This is a genomic window from Candidatus Nanopelagicales bacterium (assembly GCA_037045355.1).
Classification (GTDB): domain Bacteria; phylum Actinomycetota; class Actinomycetes; order S36-B12.
Genome location: JBAOHO010000016.1, coordinates 25,313 through 42,878 on the forward strand (window position 1 = coordinate 25,313; position 17,566 = coordinate 42,878).

The window sequence follows — 17,566 nt, forward strand, 5'->3', positions numbered from 1 at the left end:
GGGAGCCGCTGTGGCCACGATCGACCTGACGACGCATGACGCTGCGTCCCGGCCGGGGGCTGCGGGGCCCGGAGCGACCACTCAAACGGAGAACACGCAGCCGACCCCAGCGGCGCGGGCCGGGGTCCGCGGCTTCGGGTACATCCCCGGCCTCGATGGGATCCGCGCCATCGCGGTGCTCGCGGTGCTGCTCTACCACGCCGATGTGCCGTGGATGCCAGGCGGTTTCCTCGGCGTCGACATGTTCTTCGTCCTGAGTGGCTTCCTCATCACGTCCATCGTGCTCACCGAGATCGAGAAGACCGGACGACTGGACTTCAAGCGCTTCTACATCCATCGCGCGCGACGACTGCTCCCGGCACTCATCGCCGTACTTGTGTTCGCTGCGATCCTCGCGGCGATCTTCGCCCCGGATGCCGCCGCCGCCCTGCGTCGGGACATCCCGGCCGCGTTCTTCTACGCGACCAACTGGGTGTACGTCGTCACGGATCAGTCGTACTTCGAGCTCACCGGTCGTGCTCCCCTGCTGCAGCACTTGTGGTCGCTGGCAGTCGAGGAGCAGTTCTACCTGCTGTGGCCCGCGATCGCCGTGTTCGCGTTCCGCCGCGGGGGTCGCGGCCGAGTTCGCGAATGGGCCATCATCGGCGCGCTGGCGTCAACCCTGATCATGGTCGTGCTGTCCCTGCTGGGCGGCTACCCCGATCCCAATGACGGCAGCCGGGTGTACTTCGGCACCGATGCCCACGCCATGGGCCTGCTCCTCGGGGCCGCGCTGGCCACCGTGTGGATCCCCCAGCACCTCACCACCCGACTCACCGCCGGCGCCCGCGTTCTGATCGATGCGGCCGGCTTCGCGGCACTGGGTCTGACCATCGTCATCATGATGACCAGCCACTCCAACGCCTCTTGGCTGTACTGGGGCGGCTTCTTGATCTTCGCCGCCATCGTGGCCGTCCTCATCGCCGCCACGGCGCACCCGGCGTCCCTGCTGGGTCGGGCATTGGGGGCGCAACCGCTGAAGTACATCGGCCAGCGGTCCTACGGCCTGTACCTGTGGCATTGGCCCGTGTTCCTGGTCCTGCGCCCCGAGTTGGACGTACCACTGACCGGATTCGCCAATCTCGTGCTACGTTTCGCGGTCACATTCGCACTCGCCGAGTTGTCCTACCGCTACATCGAGATGCCGATCCGCCGGGGAACGCTGGTCGCGTCCTGGCGCCGGTTCCGGGCACTGAGTCGCGAACAGCAGGCTCCCCTGCTCAAGAAGGGCGCCATCATCGGTGCCGTGTCAGCGCTGTTCCTGACGTTCGTGACCTACCGGGTCGTCACCATCCCCGAGGAACAGCCCGACTACCTCAATGGGCTGACCTCCATGTCGGCGCTGGACGCCCAGCCCGGCGCCTCCGACACAGCACCCGCACCTGCCCCTGTGGGCGAGCCACAACTGTCGGACACGATCGTCGCCCCGGGTGTCACCACTGTGAAGCCGGGTGTCCTGGCCGTTGGGGAATCGGTCATGCTCGGCGCCCAGACAGGACTGCGCGAGACGTTCAAGAAGGTCGCGATCGATGCCGCTGTCGGCCGCCAGGCTGCCGACATCGTGACCCGAACACAGCAACTCGCCGACGCCGGAGCTCTGCGGGAAACCGTCATTCTGCACACCGGCAGCAACGGCTACGTGGAACGTGGCCAGCTCAAGCAGATCCTGCAGACCCTGGCTCCCGCTCAGCGCATCGTAGTCGTCAATGTCGACGTACCTCGCGAGTGGCAAGACCCGAACAACGAACTGATCGCTGAGCTGGTGGCTGAGACGCCGAACGCTGTCCTCGCCGACTGGCATGCCCGCGCTGACCTCGAAGGTGATGTGCACGTCAAGGACGGCATCCATCTCACCGAAAGCGGAGTGGCGGCCTACAGCGACACCATCAACCAGGCACTGCTGCAATTGACGACGGCCCAGCAAGCGGCCGCACCCCCCGCGGGGGAACCCGTTCCGGCACCCGAGCCCTGATCTGACGGTGCCGACGCTTCGGTCAGCGGTCAGCGGAGCCAGGACAACAGCGCGTCCGTCACAGCGGCGGAATCCTCCACAGCACTCAGGTGCCCGACCCCGGGGATGAGAGTCAGTTGAGCCTGCGGGATCGTCGCCGCGATCTGCCGTTGCTCGTCCGGGGGGCTGATTGTGTCGTCGGCCCCGGCCAACACCAGCGCCGGGCCTTCGAAACCGGCCAGGTCCACGGTGGAGTCGGGCCGCGAGGCCATCGCCCGTTGGGCCCAGGCGACCGCCGCCGGTGGGGCGTCCGCGATCCAGCGTTCGACCTGCACGACGACATCCAGCCGTTCGGCCCGCGTGATCGGACCCAGCAGGTTGTCCAGCATGGCAGCGACCAAGAACTCCGCCGATCCCTCGACCTCGGCACGCGTCGCCACGGCCAGTCGGTTGTCGCGAGCCGGCGGCGTGTCCGCAGCCATCTTGGTATCGATCAGAGCGAGACCCTCAATCCGCGGACCGATCTCCCGCACCAACTGCATCGCCGCGTAGCCACCCATGGACAGGCCCGCCAGCCGGAACCGATCAACTCCCCGCTCTGTCAGAACCTGACGAATCTGGGCCGCCATGGCCGCCACCGACGGGGGCTCAGCAGGAAGCGGCGAGTCCCCCAGCCCGGCATAGTCCGGGGCAATGACTCGGAAACCAGCCGCGACGAGCCCCGGGACGACGCCGTCCCACAGGTGACGATTGACGGGGAAAGCATGGAGCAGCACCACCATCGGGCCGCTGCCCTCGTCGATCACACTCATGGCATCGCGGACAGTCCACCGTCGACGATCAGCATCTGACCGGTCATGAACGAGGAATCGTCCCCGGCGAGGAAGAGCGCAGCCGACGCGATCTCCTCGCTGCGTCCCCAACGCTGCATCGGGACCCGTGACAAGACTGCCTCCTCGGTCGATTGCTCGGCGCGCAGGAAGTCGGTGAGGTCGGTGTCGATCCATCCCGGCAACAAGGCGTTGACCCGCACGCCACTTGATGCACACTCGATCGCCAGGCTCTGGCTCAACGAGACCACACCCGCCTTGGCGGCCGCGTAATGAGCCATCAGGGGTCCGCCGCGCAACGCCACCACACTGGACATGTTGATGATGCTGCCGGATTTCTGCGCCAGCATTCCCGGCAGCACGACCTGGCACGCATGCACGATCGAGTCAAGGTTGAGCCTCATGGTCTTCTCCCAACCGGAGAAGCGGGTCGCCACGAGCGGCATCGAGAAGGAGTTGCCACCCGCGTTGTTCACGAGGATGTCGGCACCGCCCAACTCATCCACGGCGGAATCGAGCGCGGCTCGGAAGGCTTCGCTGTCGCCGACATCCACGGCACGGACGACACATCCGGGAATTCCCGCGGCGACGACATCGAGTGCCTCCTGCTTGCGGGACATGATGGCGACGGAGGCCCCTTCGACCGCGAACCGTTCCGCGATCGCGCGGCCGATCCCGCGGGACGCTCCGGTGATAATCGCCTTGCGACCACTTAGTGCCGAACTCACAAGTCACTCCAACGCTGCATCGGGCCGACCCAGTCTGTCGGCAAGGGGTAGGCCGCCGGGGCGACCACTCGAACGATCTCATTCAACACGATCCTGACGAAACGTTCGCCCACCCACAGATGACCGGCTTCGGCGATTCCACGAACATCCGCCTGCGGGACGATCGCGAACCGGCGCTCGGCCTCAGCCGGCTGCAGATAATCATCGTGTTCGGGCACCAGCGCCACCAGGGGACGACCGGACTGGCCCCAGCGCCGCAGATCAGTGTCGTCGCAGAACCGAAGGGGTGGTGACAACAGAATGGCCCCGGCCACCGGATCACGGTCACCGAACTTCACAGCGATATCCGTGCCGAACGACCAACCAACGAGCCACGGGTCGGGAAGATCCCGGGCCATGACCTCTGTCAGTGCTGCACCGAGATCCAGCCCCTCGAGTCGACTCTCAGCGAATTCTCCCTCGCTGCGAAGTGCTCCCGTACCAGCTCCACGCATGTTGAAACGCAGCACGGCCAGACCGGTCAAAGCGGGTAACCGCCACGACATCTTGCGGAACAAATGAGACTCCATCGAACCCCCATGGGTGGTGAGGGGATGGATGCAGACGAGGGTCGCGATTGGCGCGGTCCAGTCCGGTAACGCGAGTTCCCCGCGCAGGGTCACACCGTCGGACGCGTGCAGTTGCAGCGGAATCCGCTGCGCCGGCAGGACGCTGTTGGCGCTGAGCGCCGTCACGGCACCATGACGTCGATGATCGCCGTCTCACGGCTGAGCTCCACCACGGTGACCGTTCCCCCACCGCCGAGCCGTACTACTTGACCGACCGGCAAGGACGCCTGAGCCGTCTGGCGCCCATCGACGTGGAATGTGCGGTTCATGTAGTTGGGGTACTGCATGCCCGCTCCCGCCAAGGTCAGCCGAACGCCGTACCCCCGGGTCACATAGGGCTCCGGGTACCGCAGGCCCTTCTGGTTCTGCCATGACGGGCGGTATTCCAAGGTCCACGCCGTTTCCTCACCATCAGCGAGAACTGGGACAGCGAGCATCATGCGACCACCGGCGGGGTCGGCGGAGACCAGGTCGATGGTGTAGCGACCGGAATTTCGTACCACGGTGAGATTGCGGCGACCGATCACGCGCAACTGCTCCAGGTTGAGCGCGCTGAACGACCAGCGAGACAGCTCCAGTCCGTCCAGGTCACCCTGTTGCGCTGGTTGGCCCATCAAGTCGAGGTAGTCACCGTAGTCTGCCCAGTCCTGCAGCCGTGGCACCCGCGGTACCGGGTCCGCGTACGTCCACCCAGCGTCGCGGGGCCAGAAGGAGGCCGCGTGTTCCAACCCCAGGGTGTGACCGAGTTCGTGTGCTGTGATCCAGTCCTGCAGCCGGGTGGGGTCGGACAGGTCCACACCGTTGAGGTACACGGCCCGGCCCCGCAGCATGGCCACTCCGGCGTAGGAGCAGACCCGCCGCAAGGGCGTCAGATAGACGGCAACAGTGTCCCGGTATCCGTCCGGCGGATCGGACCAGTTCTTCACGTATTTCTGGTACTTGCGGTGGATGACCTCCAGGTCGCAACTCAGGTCCGAGTCCTTGGCTTTGGGCGCCTTGCTCCAGCCGGCGAAACCGTACCCGTACCTCTCATCAGTCTGGGACTCCATACGGTCAGCTATGCGCCGCGTCATCTTCTTCACACCGCTGCGGGCGAACCCTTGCGGTCGCCCCTTGACCGGGATGACCACATAGGACAACGCGTAGCGGGTGGACTTGCGGGCCTGACCCGAGATCCCTGTGCCCGGTAGCGAGAGCACATCGGCCTGGCTCGTGGGTGGGATGTAGTCGGTCTCGGGAGCCGCGTGGGCAACCCCAGTGGTCGTCGCCATGACGGCAGCCAACACAGCCCCCGACCACCTGTTCATGGGCTCATCGTCCCATGCCCCGAGCGGAACTCACCCACGGCGTCGCCAACAACGGGTGTGCCAGTGTCGCCGACGCTGAAGTCCCTGGCGTTCGTCCGTCGGCCACACGACCACATGTGGCTCGGCTTTGGCGATCCGGTCGTCGCACAGCGGACAGATGTACACCTTTGCCGCCATCGCTCCAGGCACCACCCGCACCCAGAAATCCCGCCCGGCCCAGTCCTGTCGAGTCGCGTCAGGCGATACCCCACCGAGGGGTCGGGGCGTCCCTCGCCGCTGCGCTCGCCCACGTGCCACCCCCCGATCCAACCACGGCGTCCTGGATACCGCAGCGTGGTCATGCGACCCTAACGATCGTCGGTGTCGCGCGCGGTGGATGGGAGCTGGACGGTGGATGCGAGTGGGTCGGTGAGCGGCGAGAACGTGGTGATGTACACCGATGGAGCCTGCAAGGGCAACCCGGGCCGAGGTGGGTGGGGCGTTCTGTTGGAGTGGGGGGATCACACTCGCGAGTTGTTCGGGGGCGAACCGAACACGACGAACAACCGTATGGAGCTGACCGCGGTGATCGAAGGCTTACGGGCATTGAACCGCAGTTGCCATGTCCGGATCGTGACCGACTCCGTGTACGTCAAGGACGGCGTCACGTCGTGGATGGCGAACTGGAAACGCAACGGATGGATGACCAAGGCCAAGAAGCCCGTCAAGAACCGCGACCTGTGGGAACTGCTCGACGCCGAATTAACCGCCCATCACGTCGAGTGGGAGTGGGTCAAGGGTCACGACGGTCACCCCGGCAATGAACGGGCGGATTCGCTCGCCAACGCAGGGGTGCCGTGACTCATCGGCCCGGACCGGACATCACTGGGCGTAGTCGTAGAAGCCGCGGCCGGTCTTGCGCCCGAGGAAGCCCGCTGCCACAACATCACGCAGTGATTGTGCAGGCTCGAATCCCGGATCGTTGAACTCCGCCAGCAACACCTCCTGAATGGCCAGGGAGACGTCGTTGCCCACAACGTCGAGGAGCGCGAAAGGCCCCATCGGGAAGCCTGTCCCCGCCTTGATGGCCGTGTCGATCTGCGCCTTGGACGCATAGTGGGCATCCATGAGGCGAACCGCGTCATTCAGATACGGGAACAGCAAAGCGTTCACGATGAAACCGCCGCGATCGCCGCACTCGACCCCCACCTTCTTGGTACGGGCACAGATGTCCCACGACGTCGCCACGACGTCGGCCGCGGTTTCCGTCGTGCGCACGATCTCCACCAGCTTCATGATCGTGGCCGGGTTGAAGAAGTGCAGTCCCACGACATCGCCGGGGCGTGAGGTGACCGCGGCCATTTCGATGACAGGCAGGCTCGACGTGGTCGTGGCCAGGATCGCTCCGGGCTTGCACACGCGATCCAGGTTACGAAACAGGTCGAGCTTGACCGCCAAGTCCTCGACGACCGCCTCCACGACAAGATCGACCTGGTCGAGCCCATCCACGGAGGTGACCCCGGACACCCGGGCGAGCACCGCGTCCCGGTCGTCCCCGGTCAGCCGACCCTTGTCGACCTGCTTGTCGAGCGACTTGGTCAAGGCGCCGGTCACCCGTGCCACCTTCTCGTCGCCGCGAGCCACAAAGGTGACATCGAACCCGGACTTGGCGAACACCTCGATGATTCCGGTGGCCATGGTGCCGGAGCCGATGACTCCGACCGACTGAACCGAACGCGGAGCCGCAGGGGAGGTGCCACCGCTGTCGGAGACGTCGGCCACGACCTCCGCCGATCCGGGCGCAGCATACGTGTAGAAGCCGGACCCGCTCTTTCGGCCCAACCTGCCCGCGGCGACGTACTGCTTGAGGATCGGGGCCGGGGCATGAACTCGTTCGCCCGTGATGACGTACAGCGCAGTCAGTGAGTCGCGCAGTACGTCGAGTCCGACCATGTCGGCCATGGCGATGGGACCCACCGGGTAGCCGCAGCCGAACCTCATGGCAGCATCGACATCTTCCTTGCTGGCGTAGCCGTTCTGCACCATGCCGATGGCGTGATTCAGGTACCCGAGCAGCAAGCGGGCGTTGATGAAACCGGACCGATCCGCGACGTTGATCACGGTGCGACCGGTCGCTTCGGCGAACGCGGCGACAGCGGCCACGGCCGAATCCGCGACCAGCACCGTTTCCCCGATCTCGACGAGTGCGGATCCATCGGACAGGGGCGGGGCCCATCCGACCAATCGGCTGGTGGCGCCGGTGGCCAGCGCCAGATCGGTGAGGCCGAGCGTCGACGTGGTCGTCACGATCACCGCGTCGGCGGGGGCTGCCTGCACCAGAGCCGAGATCACCGACTCTTTGACGTCACGGATTTCGGGTGCAGCTTCGATGACCAACTGGCATCCGGACAGATCGGGGAACTGGTTGTGCGCGCCGGTCACGACCTCGATGCCGGCTTCAGCGGCCATTGCGGCGAGCGCAGTGCCGACGGTTCCTTCGCCGACGATGGCGACACGGGTGATCTCTTCGGACATACCGATCCTTCTCACTGGTTCTTCTCACGGGGTGATCTTCCAGTTTCCCACCCGACTCACGGCGGCGATGGCGGGGGTTCGCCGCAGTCGGCCATCGGGTGGAACCTCGGCCGAGTCATCGCCACCGAGGAGTAGCGTCAGTAGTAACGGACGAGGGAGGAACAATGCGTACTCGCCGAACGTCAATCCTGGCTGCTGCCGCAGCCCTGTCCCTGACCGGACTCACCGCCCCATTGGCGGTCGCCCAGGCGCCCGCCGCACCCGCAGCCCCGGATGCTCCGAGCATGCAGCTCAAGTTCTTCCAAACCCCTTCGGGCAACATCCGCTGCGTGATGTACAAGTCCGGCGGCTGGGGCATGCGCTGCGACATCTACGACCACTATTGGACGGCGCCACCTCAGCCGAGTTGCACCGAGGGCGACTACGGCAGCTCAGTCGGGATGAAGCGCAAGAAGAAGGCCCGCTTCATCTGCGTGAGTGACGCGATCGATCCGGGCGTCGTCGTGCCGTACGGCTCCTCGATCACATACGGCCCGTTCATGTGCCGTAGCCGGTCCAAGGGTCTGCGCTGCTGGAACGAAGGCGGCCATGGCTGGTTCCTGTCCCGCGAGAGCTACCAGCTCTACTGAGAACCTCGAGGAGGCCTTGCGATCGGAGTTCCTTCGGGTGAGGACCGAAGGGGGCTTCGGCTGAGGGCACACGCCCAGAGTCAGGCGTCGGCAACCTTGGACGCGCGGATTTCGTGACCCGCGCTCGTGAGGCACTTGCCGGTCTTGAGGTCGAACTTCCATCCGTGGAGCATGCACTGCAAAGTGTCGTCCTCGATGTGACCGAACCTGGTGAGATCAGCCTTGAGGTGGGGGCAGCGCCGCTGCAGCACCCAGCCGTCGAGTTCGATGTCCTCGGCGTCGGGTTGCTGCTCCGCGTACCAACCCTCGACGTAGTTGACGCGCTCATCGGTCAGGGTCTTGAAGAAGGTGTAGACGAACTCGTTGTACTGGCCGATCCGTTTCGCCTGGAACCGGGCGGACAAGAACAGACTGTTCACCCAGTCCGGTTCATCGGTGGCGATCAAGTACTCGATCAGACGGCGCTGGGTCTTGAACTTGTACCGGGGCTTGTCGTCCGGCAGGGGTCGCCTGACCTTGCTGCTGACGAAGTCGAAGATAATCTCCTCGACGACTGGCGGGTCAACCCCCTCCTCGGGTGTGGCCGCGGTCAACTCGAACAGCACCGGACCACCGATGCCGTGTGACATCTGGTCGGCTTGCTCCATGATCGGCTCGACCTTGGCCTGAAGCGCCGCGAGTACGTCGATCTCGGGATGGGCCCACGAGGCTCGCTCCTCTGCCAACACGATTCGTTGCCGTTCCTTGAACGCCTCGAGGTACTGCCGCTTGTTCTCCGTGCTGAAGAACTCCCGCACATTATCGACCGGGTGGCTGACCTCGATCGTTTCGGCTGCGACGTCCGCCCGGGTCCCGGGAAGCAGGATCACTCCGTTGTCGTAGCCCTGTTCGGCCATGAAGTCCACGAACACCTGCTGATCGGGGAAGATGTTGCCCTCGTCGCCGAAGATGTCGTTCAGGCCCCACAAGTCGTCATCGAGGAAACACGGCGGTCCCGCGATCGGGAACACCCAACTGGCTTTGATGTCTTCGATGTAGCGCAGGGATCGATCCAACTGGCGTTCCCGCTTCTGCTTGCCGAACGCCGACTTGGCGGCCGGGGGCAAGTCGTAGACCATCGGGTACCAAATCGCGCCCGAGAACTGCAGCAAATGCGCGTGGACATGACCCAGGCGGGCGAACGCCGACAGTTCATGCGGGCGTGAGTCGTTCTGGTTCAGCAGGCGTACGCCGTCGGTGTCCTCGATCCAGATCGAGGAGTCGCCGAGCGGCCCGTCGGTGGGTGCCGTCATCGCCTGGATCATCACCTTGGCGCCGCCGTCGAGCTCGACGACCTCCTCGTTGGGCATCCTGCGCAGGTCGGTGAAGCCCAGATCGCGCAACTCGGTTTCCATGTCGCCGGTGGGAAAGTCCGGGTAGAGCACCACCGTGTCCTTACGAACATTCTCGGCGAGGTTCTTGGCGTCGAAGTGATCGCGATGCAGATGTGACACGTACAAGTAGTCACAGTCGCCGAGGCGACCCCAATCCAGCCCTGAGTTGTCCGGGAACGGGAACCACGATGCAAAATACGCGGGATTCACCCACGGATCGCACAGGATCGACCCCGACCTTTCGGTTTCGATGAACATGCTCGCGTGGCCGGTCCCCGTGATCCGCATGACTGGTCCTCTCCGCTCTCGGTCCGCCGCCCGGCCATCCGGTCCATCCCCGGTCCGCCCCGATCTGTCCTTCGACCGGTCAGCCCCTCGAACCCGGCCCAAACTACCCCACGCCGCCGGTGTCCTCGACAGGACCAAGGTCCCCTTCTTGCGACTCGGGGCGACTGATTCGCTGCTCCAAGTCGCGGACTGGCGGCCGACCAATAGACTCGAGGTGACCCTGGTTTTCGGACTCTCCACTGGGGCAGCAGACCGACAAGGACGGGGAGTGAGCAGCGAATCGCAAGGCAACGTCCGACTCGGCACCCGGCCCGAATCGACTCACGCGGGCACCTTCCACATCGTCGGTGTCGGATCGAGTGCGGGTGGGCTGGAGGCGCTCCAAGAACTCGTCCGCAATGTCCCGGTGGGTCTTCCTTTGGCCATCTTGGTCGCGCAACACCTGGCCCCCCAGCACAAGAGTCTTCTGGCTGAGCTTCTCGGGCGCCAGACTGCGCTCAACGTTCACGTTGCCGAGGACGGCGCAGAGCCCCGCGCCGGCACTGTCTACGTGTGTCCCCCCAACGCCGACCTCGTGATTCAAGACGGCGTCATCCGACTCCATCCGCCGGCTGATGCTCCCGGACCCCGGCCGTCCGTGGATGCCCTGCTCGCGTCACTGGCCGCCGGCTTTGGGGAACAGTCGGTCGGAGTGATCTTGTCCGGGACAGGTTCCGACGGCGCTTACGGGATGCGCGCCATCCAGGCGGCTGGAGGGCTGACCATCGCCCAGGACCCCAGCACGGCGAAGTACGCATCCATGCCCCGAGCGGCCATCGACGCGGGAATTGTGGACCGGATCGCCGCGCCTGCGGAGATCGGGGAACTCCTCACCCAACTGATCGCGGGCGACCTCGACCAACTTCCCGACGAGTCGGCTGTCCCCGAATCCCTCGTGAAGCGGATCTTGTCGTCGCTGCACTCCCAGACCGGTGTCGACTACTCCTCGTACAAGGATTCGACCATCCGACGCCAGATCGCGCGCCGGATGGCGGTGTTGCAGATCGCGGACCAGAGTGACTACCTGACGTATCTGCTGTCCGAACGAGCCGAGGCACGCGTGCTGGGCCAGAACATGCTGGTGTCCGTCACGTCTTTCTACCGGGACCCCGCCGCGTGGGACAACCTGTCCAAGGTGCTGGGCAACGATCTGACCCGCGCCGCCGAAGCCGAACCACTGCGGCTCTGGGTCCCGGGTTGTGCCACAGGTGAGGAGGCGTACACGCTGGCGATGATCGCCGCACGGGCCCTGGGCTTCCCCGCTGATCTCACGGGTCGATTGAAGGTCTTCGCCACCGACCTCGACGACACAGCACTGGAGATCGCCCGCCGCGGCATCTACCCGGCCTCGGCCGCCGATCGGCTGCCACGAGACCTACGGGATCACTACACCGAGGTTCTCGGCAGCAACATGGTGATGAAGCCACAACTGAAGGAATGTGTCGTCTTCGCCCGGCACAACCTCGCGGTCGATCCCCCGTTCCTCCGCGTCGACATCGTGTCGTGCCGCAATCTCCTGATCTATTTCGAACAGGAGTTGCAGGACTCAGTGCTGCGCACTTTGCACTTCTCTCTCAAGCCGGGTGGTCTGCTGCAACTCGGCACGTCCGAGGGGGTCGGGTACCTCAGCGATGAGTTCCCCGCCGTCAATCCCAAGCAACGCCTGTATCGCCGGGGCCGAACTCCCGTGGATCCCCCACGACTCAGCGGATTGTCCACACCGCGCCCCAGATCCCAGGTGCCCCTCAACCACTCGGCACGCAGCGACGAGAACCAAGTACTGCGCGACTCCCTGCTTCGAGCGCTCGCACCGCCGTCGCTCGTCGTCAACGAGAACGGCAACCTCGTTCAGGTACTCGGGGACGTGTCGCGTTACTGCCAGTTCCCCGAAGGCGACATCGATATGTCGGTGACCTCTCTCGTGCGGCGAGGACTACTCCCCGAAGTGCGCAGGCTCATGGCACAGGTCCGGGCGTCCGGCGTGTCCACCCACGGTGTCCCCATCAAGTTCGACGACGGTGGTCCTGACGTCCAGGTGGTCGTGCGACCCGCCGCCAGCAGCCTCGGTGCGTTCCTCCTGGTCAGTTTCACCGACGCCGCGGAACCCGATGATTCGGCGGCGTCGCTCACGCCGGGATCGGGCGCCGACCCTGTGGGCCTTCAGGCTGAACTGGACAGCACCCGCGAGGCATTGCAGTCCACGATCGAGGAACTGGAGACCTCGAACGAAGAGCTGCAGGCGATGAACGAGGAGATGATGGCCTCGACAGAGGAACTCCAGGCGTCCAACGAGGAACTGGAGACCATCAACGAGGAGCTGCAGGCGTCCAACGAGGAACTCGGGACCCTGAACGAGGAACTGCAGGTCCGGACCCGTGAGTTGGCTGACGCCAACCTCGACTTGCGCAACATCCAAGAGGCCATCAGCCAGGCCCTGATCCTGGTCGACAAGGACGCCTGCGTCACCCGCTACTCACCGCTGGCGGTCCGCCTGTTCGCTCTCATCGAAGACGACATCGGGACCCGACTCGATCACATCGGGACGACGGTTCCCCTGCCCCAACTGCGTGACACGTTGCGTCACGTCATCACCGCGGGCACTACCGAGATCATCACCGCCAGCGGCGAGGACACCGACTACCAGATCGTGATCTCCGCCTGGCGCAACGAATCCGGTGAGATCGGTGGGGCGGTCCTGTCGATCAACGACATCACCAGCACCCGAGCGAGCCGTCGGGCTGCGGAGCAGACCGATGATGACTTGGTGCTGATCTCGAGCCAGTTGGGGGTGGCGGCATGGACCCGACGTCGGGGGGATGGCGCGCTGGTCTCGATCGGCTCCGAAGCCGCCAATCTCCTGGGGGTGCCTCCCGCGGAACTGGTGAAGGACCCCCAGTCATGGGTGCGCAATGTACTCGCCGAGGACCTCGACACGGCGCGCCGATGCGCAGATCCGGACCGCCCGATCAGGTTGCAGTACCGCACGCTGTTCAACGGGCAGATGCGAACGATCGTCGACATCCTCCACGACAGCCCTGGTGATGTCACGGCGGAACTCGTGGGGACGATCAGGGATGTCACCGAGGCCGCCCGGATGCTGCGCCACTCCACTGACTCGGACGCCATGGTCACCGCCACGTTCGCCATTCCGGGCCAACTGACGGTGTTCGTCGATCGCACGGGCGAGGTTCTGCGCACCGGTGCCGAGTGCGAGGAGTATCTCGGGGTACCGCCTGAACTGCTCGTCGGGCGCCGTCTGACGGAACTGTGTGTGAGCAGCGATCGATCAGCGCTGTCACGGTGGTTGGCGGGGCTCACCGAGAAGTCGGAAGACAGCATCGAGATCGGAAGCGTCGACCGCGACGGCCGGATTCGGAAGTTGGCGCTGCACGGGGCGCCAGTGGCGCTGTCCCATGGCACCGAGTTGCTCGTGACGATGCGCAACGTCACCGCCGAACGAGCCGAACGCGAGGTGCTACGTCGCCGCAACAGCGTCGACAACCTGACGGGGCTGACGAGTCGGTCGACATTCACCACTCTCCTCAACTCCAAGGTCAACCAGGCGAAACGTGACAGTACCGGGCTGGCGCTCCTGTGGCTCGACCTCGACGGATTCAAGGACATCAACGATCGTTATGGCCATGCAGCCGGTGACGAGGCTCTCGCGGAGGTGTCGGCCCGACTTCGCAATGCGGTACGCGGCTTCGACACCTTGGCACGGGTAGGAGGCGACGAGTTCTGCCTCTTGGTCGATGATGTCCGGCAACTGGATCAGCTCGACTTCGTCGCCGAACGACTCCTGCACTCCTTGCGCAGCCCGCTGGACGTCGGTTCCGCCACATGCCACGTCACGGGCTCGATCGGTATCGCGCTATACCCGAGTGACGCAGCGAATGTCGAGGATCTGCTCCTGGCCGCGGACACCGCGATGTACGCCGCCAAGGCCGAAGGCGGCGATCGATTCAAGTTCCATCTTGTGGGGATGCAGGCACAGACGGAGGAACGGGCCCGCCAACGTCACGACCTCGCCGAAGCGATCCGCTCGGAGGCGTTCACGATGCGCTACCAGCCGATCCTCGACCTTGCCGACAATCGTCTCTTCGCCGCCGAGGCTCTGGTGCGGCGCCGTTTGAGCGATGGGCAACTGCAGGAAGCTGGAGCGTTCATCGAGACCGCTGAGCACAGTGGACAGATCCGGCAGCTCGGCAGACTCGTTCTCAAACTCGTGGGGAACGACCTGGTCGGCTTCGACCGACCGCCTGCGCCTTTGGCCGTGAACATGTCACCCGCGGAACTGAACGACCCTTCGCTTCCCACTTTCCTGCGGCAGACCGAGTTGCTGGGCCTTGTGCCAGATCTCATCATCGAGGTCACCGAGCATCTGCTATTGGAACCCCGCAGCGTCGGCATGCAGACACTCGGTCTCCTGCGCAGCATGGGTGCGCGAATCTGGCTGGACGACTATGGCACCGGATTCTCGAATATGAGTTCGCTGGGCCAACTCGAACCCGAGGTCTTGAAGATCGACAGGTCCTTCATCTCGCAGGCCGCGGGTGGCGATTCCCGCGGTCTAGCCTTCCTCGAGTCAGCGCGTGCTCTCGGCGAGTCACTAGGGTGCCGCGTGCTGGCAGAGGGCGTCGAGGACGAGCGACACCTCGAGGTTGTGCTCGACTCCGGGATCAACCTGATCCAGGGATACCTGATCGGCCGGCCCATGCCTCCCTCTGCCCTGACAGGGTGGACATCACCACTGCCGTCGACCCTCGCAGCCACTCAGGACGCGTGATGGGGCACGTCCCCCGCCTTGTTCCCCGCTCTGTGTTCGCCGACTACATGTCGGCACTGCGCGCGGGTGACTCGCGGCGCGCTATCCGTGCGGTGCTCTCGCTGAATGACCTCGGATTCTCCGTCGACGAGGTCATCGCGGATCTCATCGCGCCGGCTCAGGAGGACATCGGGACCGGCTGGCAAACGGCTGCGGTGTCCATCGCCGAGGAGCACCAGGCCACCGCGATCGCCGAATCCGCTCTGGCTGCCCTGCTATCCGCGCAGGTTCCCGAGTCGGTCCAAACCGTAGGCAAAGTGGTCTTGTGCGGAGCCGAGAACGAGTGGCACTCCATCGCCACCCGCATGGTTGCGGTCACCTGGAGTCATCTCGGCTGGGATGTGCGCTTGATCATCCCGTCGGCGCCCGCTCAGGATGTCGCTGAACTACTGGGCGGCTCCGATGCCTTCCTGGCGGGAGTGTCGTGCGCCATGTCCGCCAACCTGTTCGGCGCCTGGCGCATGATCTCGGCACTGCGAGCTCAGGGCTGCTGGGTGGTGGTGGGAGGTCGCGGTTTCGCCGGCCCCACATCGTCGATCGCACGCGCACTGGGCGCGGATTCACACTGCGCGGATGCTCAGATTGCCGACGAGCGCCTGCGTCAGCTCCTTGCCCACGGCTCACCCGGCAAGCGGCCGGCGGCAACTCCGAGCGGTGATGCCGCCGAGGCCAGCGCGCTCAGTGCTTCATCGACTCGTTTCGTCGCTGACTGCGTGGACCTCGGCGATGCCCTCCGCCCAGGGCTGTTGGCGAGCGATCTCAGCAGGGCTCAGGCCCGTGACGATATCGCTCTGCTGGTCCGCGCACTCGTCTCCACAGTGCTTCTGGACCAACAATCCATCCTCGCTGACCACCTCGCGTGGTATCGCCTGTTGCTCGGCAGTTCCGGCAACGACCCGGATGTGGCCGAACTGTGGGTCGATGTCATGCGGCGTCGCTGCCCCAGCGTCTTCCCCGCCGCGAGCGCCCACTTGGCCGCGATCCCGACGTAGTCTGTCCCCACCACCAGTCGCCGGAGGAGTTCCACCATGCCCAGCACACAGCAGACCTTCGAATCCCGCTCTCCGGCCGACGGCCGCGTGGTCGCCACGTTCCCCGTCATGGACGCGGATGCGGTGGCGGAAACTGTCGACCGGGCCCGGATCGCAGCGCATTGGTGGGGGGGATTGTCGTTCGCAGAACGGCGCCGCTACCTGATGCGCTTCAAGGGCATCATGGCGCGCCGGGCCGACGAGTTGGCGGAACTGGTGCACCAAGAGAACGGCAAGCCGACCGACGACGCGCTGCTCGAGATCCTGTTGTCGATCGAGCACATCAACTGGGCTGCCAAGAACGCCGAGCGTGTCCTGCGACAGCGCCGAGTCCGCACCGGACTGTTGTCGGCCAACCAGGATGCCCGTCTGAGTTATCAGCCCTTGGGCGTCGTCGGAATCATCGGCCCATGGAACTACCCCGTGTTCACTCCCATGGGGTCGATCGTCTACGCACTGGCGGCGGGCAACGCGATTGTCTACAAGCCCTCGGAGCACACCCCGGCGGTCGGCAAGTGGGTGGTCGATGCGCTCGCCGAGGCAATCCCGGAACAGCCGGTGGCGCAGTTGATCACCGGCGCCGGCGAGACTGGCGCCTACCTGTGTCGCAGCGGTGTCGACAAGATCGCGTTCACCGGTTCCGGTGCGACTGGGCGCAAGGTGTTCCGCGAGTGCGCCGAGACGCTCACGCCCGTCAGCCTGGAACTGGGCGGCAAGGATGCCGTACTTGTCGACGCCAGCGCAGATCTCGACCGTGCCGCGGACGCCGTCACGTTCGGCGCGTACCACAACGCCGGTCAGACCTGTGCCGGCGTCGAGCGCGTGTATGTGCACGAGGCCGTGTACCACGAGTTCGTCGATCGGGTGGCGAGCCGGGTCCGGGCACTGACTCCCGGCACCAGTCGGACATCCACCTACGGCCCCATGACCATGGCCAAGCAGATCGACGTCGTACGGCGCCACGTACTGGACGCGATGGCCCGCGGTGGCGAGGCCGTGGTCGGTGGGCCCGAGTCCATCGGAGATGCCGTGATCGGGCCTGTGCTGCTCACCAACGTCCCCGAGGACTCGTCAGCGGTCACCGAAGAGACTTTCGGCCCAGTCATCGTGGTCAACCCCGTTCGTGATCTCAACGAGGGAGTGGATCGATCCAACGCGTCCTCCTACGGGCTCAGCGCCGCGATCTTCGGCAAGGACCGCCGTGCGATGGAGGAGGCCGCCCAGCGACTTCGGACCGGTTCGGTCACCATGAATGCCTGGGTGATCAATGCCGGGGTTCCCGCACTGCCCTGGGGGGTAACGGGGAGTCGGGCTTCGGCCGGATCCACGGTGACGAGGGACTGCGCGAGTTCGCGCGGACCAAGTCGACGACCCGGGAGCGGTTCCCGCTTCCGGTAGCGCTCA

12 protein-coding genes are annotated in these 17,566 nt (G+C 65.3%); 6 read left to right on the top strand and 6 right to left on the bottom strand.

The window, feature by feature from the left end; translation table 11 throughout:
* Nucleotides 1-10: 10 nt before the first annotated feature.
* Nucleotides 11-2,011 (top strand): acyltransferase family protein, encoded by a 2,001-nt coding sequence (locus V9E98_09905; GenBank protein MEI2717292.1) that lies wholly within the window; start codon nt 11-13, stop codon nt 2,009-2,011.
* Between the two features lie 29 nt (nt 2,012-2,040).
* Here the strand turns inward: V9E98_09905 and V9E98_09910 are convergent, their stop codons facing one another.
* Genes V9E98_09910 through V9E98_09925 form a run of 4 tightly spaced genes read right to left on the bottom strand, consistent with a single transcriptional unit; the run spans nt 2,041 to nt 5,463 of the window.
* A complete protein-coding gene (locus V9E98_09910) occupies nt 2,041-2,802 on the bottom strand; it encodes an alpha/beta hydrolase (protein MEI2717293.1) in 762 nt (253 codons plus the stop codon).
* On the bottom strand, nt 2,799-3,548 hold the full coding sequence (locus V9E98_09915) for an SDR family NAD(P)-dependent oxidoreductase (protein MEI2717294.1): 750 nt from the start codon (nt 3,546-3,548) through the stop codon (nt 2,799-2,801). The genes V9E98_09910 and V9E98_09915 overlap by 4 nt, the downstream gene beginning before the upstream one ends.
* On the bottom strand, nt 3,545-4,282 hold the full coding sequence (locus V9E98_09920; protein MEI2717295.1) for a hypothetical protein: 738 nt from the start codon (nt 4,280-4,282) through the stop codon (nt 3,545-3,547). The genes V9E98_09915 and V9E98_09920 overlap by 4 nt, the downstream gene beginning before the upstream one ends.
* The gene (locus V9E98_09925) at nt 4,279-5,463 is read right to left on the bottom strand and encodes a hypothetical protein (GenBank protein ID MEI2717296.1); all 1,185 of its coding nucleotides are present in this window, start codon (nt 5,461-5,463) and stop codon (nt 4,279-4,281) included. The genes V9E98_09920 and V9E98_09925 overlap by 4 nt, the downstream gene beginning before the upstream one ends.
* A 408-nt stretch (nt 5,464-5,871) precedes the next feature.
* On the opposite strand from V9E98_09925, the gene rnhA reads away from it, so the two are divergent.
* Nucleotides 5,872-6,303 (top strand): ribonuclease HI, encoded by a 432-nt coding sequence (gene rnhA / locus V9E98_09930; protein ID MEI2717297.1) that lies wholly within the window; start codon nt 5,872-5,874, stop codon nt 6,301-6,303.
* Nucleotides 6,304-6,324: 21 nt separating this feature from the next.
* Here rnhA and V9E98_09935 read toward each other — a convergent pair whose 3' ends face one another.
* Nucleotides 6,325-7,977 carry a 3-hydroxyacyl-CoA dehydrogenase NAD-binding domain-containing protein gene (locus tag V9E98_09935; GenBank protein MEI2717298.1) on the bottom strand — a complete coding sequence of 551 codons (1,653 nt, stop codon included), beginning with the start codon at nt 7,975-7,977 and terminating at the stop codon, nt 6,325-6,327.
* Nucleotides 7,978-8,141: 164 nt separating this feature from the next.
* Between V9E98_09935 and V9E98_09940 the strand changes: the two genes are divergently transcribed.
* A complete protein-coding gene (locus tag V9E98_09940) occupies nt 8,142-8,606 on the top strand; it encodes a DUF6636 domain-containing protein (GenBank protein ID MEI2717299.1) in 465 nt (154 codons plus the stop codon).
* Nucleotides 8,607-8,686: 80 nt separating this feature from the next.
* Here the strand turns inward: V9E98_09940 and V9E98_09945 are convergent, their stop codons facing one another.
* Nucleotides 8,687-10,267 carry a Rieske 2Fe-2S domain-containing protein gene (locus V9E98_09945; GenBank protein MEI2717300.1) on the bottom strand — a complete coding sequence of 527 codons (1,581 nt, stop codon included), beginning with the start codon at nt 10,265-10,267 and terminating at the stop codon, nt 8,687-8,689.
* A gap of 268 nt (nt 10,268-10,535) precedes the next feature.
* On the opposite strand from V9E98_09945, the gene V9E98_09950 reads away from it, so the two are divergent.
* From V9E98_09950 to V9E98_09960, 3 genes are read left to right on the top strand one after another with little or no spacing between them, the layout of a single operon-like run.
* Nucleotides 10,536-15,092, top strand: a complete 4,557-nt coding sequence (locus tag V9E98_09950) for a chemotaxis protein CheB (protein MEI2717301.1) — start codon at nt 10,536-10,538, stop codon at nt 15,090-15,092.
* On the top strand, nt 15,092-16,123 hold the full coding sequence (locus V9E98_09955) for a B12-binding domain-containing protein (protein MEI2717302.1): 1,032 nt from the start codon (nt 15,092-15,094) through the stop codon (nt 16,121-16,123). The genes V9E98_09950 and V9E98_09955 overlap by 1 nt, the downstream gene beginning before the upstream one ends.
* Nucleotides 16,124-16,159: 36 nt before the next feature.
* Nucleotides 16,160-17,560 (top strand): aldehyde dehydrogenase family protein, encoded by a 1,401-nt coding sequence (locus V9E98_09960; GenBank protein MEI2717303.1) that lies wholly within the window; start codon nt 16,160-16,162, stop codon nt 17,558-17,560.
* The last annotated feature ends 6 nt before the right edge of the window (nt 17,561-17,566 follow it).

Coding starts and splice junctions, on each gene's coding strand:
- V9E98_09935 (MEI2717298.1), bottom strand. CDS start 7,977: ATGTCCGAAGAGATCACCCGTGTCGCCATCGTCGGCGAAGGAACCGTC.
- V9E98_09925 (MEI2717296.1), bottom strand. CDS start 5,463: ATGAACAGGTGGTCGGGGGCTGTGTTGGCTGCCGTCATGGCGACGACC.
- V9E98_09945 (MEI2717300.1), bottom strand. CDS start 10,267: ATGCGGATCACGGGGACCGGCCACGCGAGCATGTTCATCGAAACCGAA.
- V9E98_09940 (MEI2717299.1), top strand. CDS start 8,142: ATGCGTACTCGCCGAACGTCAATCCTGGCTGCTGCCGCAGCCCTGTCC.
- V9E98_09960 (MEI2717303.1), top strand. CDS start 16,160: ATGCCCAGCACACAGCAGACCTTCGAATCCCGCTCTCCGGCCGACGGC.
- V9E98_09910 (MEI2717293.1), bottom strand. CDS start 2,802: ATGAGTGTGATCGACGAGGGCAGCGGCCCGATGGTGGTGCTGCTCCAT.
- V9E98_09955 (MEI2717302.1), top strand. CDS start 15,092: ATGGGGCACGTCCCCCGCCTTGTTCCCCGCTCTGTGTTCGCCGACTAC.